The 2,521-nt window shown below is 40.3% G+C and carries 2 protein-coding genes, 1 tRNA gene and 1 pseudogene; 3 read left to right on the forward strand and 1 reads right to left on the reverse strand.

What is annotated here, in order from left to right; translation table 11 throughout:
- Positions 1-265 precede the first annotated feature (265 nt).
- Positions 266-337: transfer RNA gene (locus ACIR310F_RS0102670), tRNA-Thr, on the reverse strand.
- 239 nt (positions 338-576) lie between these two features.
- On the opposite strand from ACIR310F_RS0102670, the gene argF reads away from it, so the two are divergent.
- The 3 genes and pseudogenes from argF to ACIR310F_RS27655 all read left to right on the forward strand — a co-directional run.
- Positions 577-1,497: an ornithine carbamoyltransferase gene (gene argF / locus ACIR310F_RS0102675; RefSeq protein ID WP_028082488.1), complete on the forward strand. Its 921-nt coding sequence runs from the start codon at positions 577-579 to the stop codon at positions 1,495-1,497.
- 177 nt (positions 1,498-1,674) lie between these two features.
- Positions 1,675-2,280, forward strand: coding sequence for a transcriptional repressor LexA (gene lexA, locus ACIR310F_RS0102680; protein WP_028082489.1), 606 nt, complete (start codon positions 1,675-1,677; stop codon positions 2,278-2,280).
- 3 nt (positions 2,281-2,283) lie between these two features.
- A pseudogene (locus ACIR310F_RS27655) lies at positions 2,284-2,521 on the forward strand (hypothetical protein); the annotation flags it as partial.

Below are 2,521 nucleotides of genomic sequence, written 5' to 3' on the forward strand. Positions count from 1 at the left end.
AATCAGAGAGCGAACTATCAGCAATTGACACTGTTTGACCTTGGTTAACTACGTTAGTTGTGTATCCCATATTCGGATTTGACAATTTAGCTGGCTAATAGCTTAATTTATGTAGTAATATTTCTTAGTGTATTATTCCTGCTTGCTTTATGTTTTACGTAATTACACCATTTTTATGGCGTTTAAGTATTTTTAGGCGATCGCAGAGGGCTGCTGCAAGCAGATATATGGTTATTTTGAGAATAGGTATCAAATAAAAAAACCAGGCCAGCAGCTGGATTTGAACCTGCGACCTTCCGATTACAAGTCGGATGCACTACCACTGTGCTATGCTGGCGGTTGGTGTTGGCGGGAAGATTTTTTTATTCCCTCACCGATTACACATTATAGCCTCATGTAAATGATTTGTCTAGAGGGTAAACAAAATATTTTTCTGTTTGTCAAAAATAGTCAAAACTAGCGGCCATGTTGTAGATTCATGCAAAAATATTTGGTAAAGTTCAATTTTGTATTCCTCATAACACAGCTAAGTGAAGGCGTGTAAAACCATTTGTTCTTTATAATATATAATCAGGCATGGCAGCATTAATAGGCAGAGATTTATTAAGTTTAGCGGATCTAAGTTCTGGGGAACTGCAAGAACTGCTAGAATTGGCTACTCAACTCAAGTCAGAAAAACTCAAACTACATTGTCACAAGGTCTTGGGGTTGTTATTCTCTAAAGCTTCAACACGCACTAGAGTTAGTTTTACAGTAGCCATGTACCAATTAGGGGGACAGGTAATTGATCTTCACCCTAATGTAACCCAGGTGAGTCGAGGAGAACCTATCCAGGATACTGCTAGGGTATTAGATCGTTATTTGGATGTTTTAGCAGTTCGCACTTTTGCCCAACAGGAGTTGGAAACTTTTGCTAAATATGCGAAAATTCCGGTGATCAATGCCTTGACAGATTTGGAACATCCTTGTCAAATTCTAGCTGATTTGTTGACAATTCAGGAAAAATTTGGAAGTTTAGCTGGTTTAACCTTAACTTATGTTGGTGATGGTAATAATGTCGCTAATTCCCTGATGTTGGGTTGTGCTTTAGTGGGAATGAATGTCAGAATAGCTTTTCCGTCGGGATATTCTCCAGATGCGGAAATTGTGGAAAAATCCAGAGCGATCGCTAATAATAAAACTGAGGTTCTGCTGACTCATGATCCCCAAGCAGCGGCTAAAGGTGCATCTGTGCTGTATACTGATGTTTGGGCAAGCATGGGACAAGAAACACAGGCCAATAATCGTTTTCCTGTTTTTCAACCCTATCAAATTTCTGAACAGTTATTAAGTCTTGCTGATCCAGAAGCAATTGTTTTACACTGTTTACCGGCACATCGTGGTGAAGAAATTACTGAAGAGGTAATTGAAGGTTCACAGTCACGAGTTTGGGATCAAGCAGAAAATCGCCTACACGCTCAAAAAGCTTTACTAGCCAGTATTCTTGGAGCAAAATAACAATGGGTAATGGGTAATGGGTAAAGGTAATTGGTAAAATTCTTATCTACTTACTCTTGCCTATTCCCTCTTGCCTATTATTTACCATAAATTTTCAATAAAAGCTTGTGAAGAGAAGAATTTTGTAGTACCAATGTTCTATGGGCATTTATTTATTATTCACTTCCCGAAAAAATTATGGAACGTCTCACAGAACCGCAAAAAGAACTATACGAATGGTTGGTAGAATATATTAAATTGAATCAACATTCTCCCTCCATTCGCCAAATGATGCAAGGGATGAATTTGAAATCTCCCGCACCAGTGCAAAGTCGTTTGGAACATTTACGCAATAAGGGCTATATTGGCTGGGACGAAGGTAGAGCCAGAACTCTGCGTATACTTCATCCTGTGAAACAAGGTGTACCAATTTTAGGAACTATTGCCGCAGGTGGTTTGATAGAACCGTTCACAGACGCGGTGGAACTTATGGATTTAGCTAATTTATCATTACCTCCTAAAAGCTATGCTTTACGGGTCGCTGGGGATAGTATGATTGAAGATTTGATTGCAGATGGTGATGTAGTATTTTTGCGCCCGGTGGCTGAACCCAATCAATTAAAAAATGGGACTATTGTGGCTGCAAGGGTGGGAGGACACGGAACAACCTTAAAACGTTTTTATCGTCATGATGATCTTGTCACTCTCAAACCCGCAAATCCTAATTACAATCCCATAGAAGTTCTAGCAGTGCAAGTGGAAGTACAAGGTTCTTTGGTGGGTATTTGGCGCAATTATAACTAAAGGATGTCAGTAGTCAGTAGTCAGTGGTCAGTTGTCAGTGGTCAGTTGTCAGTGGTCAGTTGTCAGTGGTCAGTTGTCAGTGGTCAGTTGTCAGTGGTCAGTTGTCAGTGGTCAGTGGTCAGTTGTCAGTGGTCAGTGGTCAGTGGTCAGTTGTCAGTGGTCAGTTGTCAGTTGTCAGTAGTCAGTAGTCAGTGGTCAGTTGTCAGTGGTCAGTTGTCAGTGGTCAGTTGTCAGTGGTCAG

The sequence above is a fragment of the Dolichospermum circinale AWQC310F genome, from assembly GCF_000426925.1.
GTDB classification, from domain to species: Bacteria; Cyanobacteriota; Cyanobacteriia; order Cyanobacteriales; family Nostocaceae; genus Dolichospermum; species Dolichospermum circinale.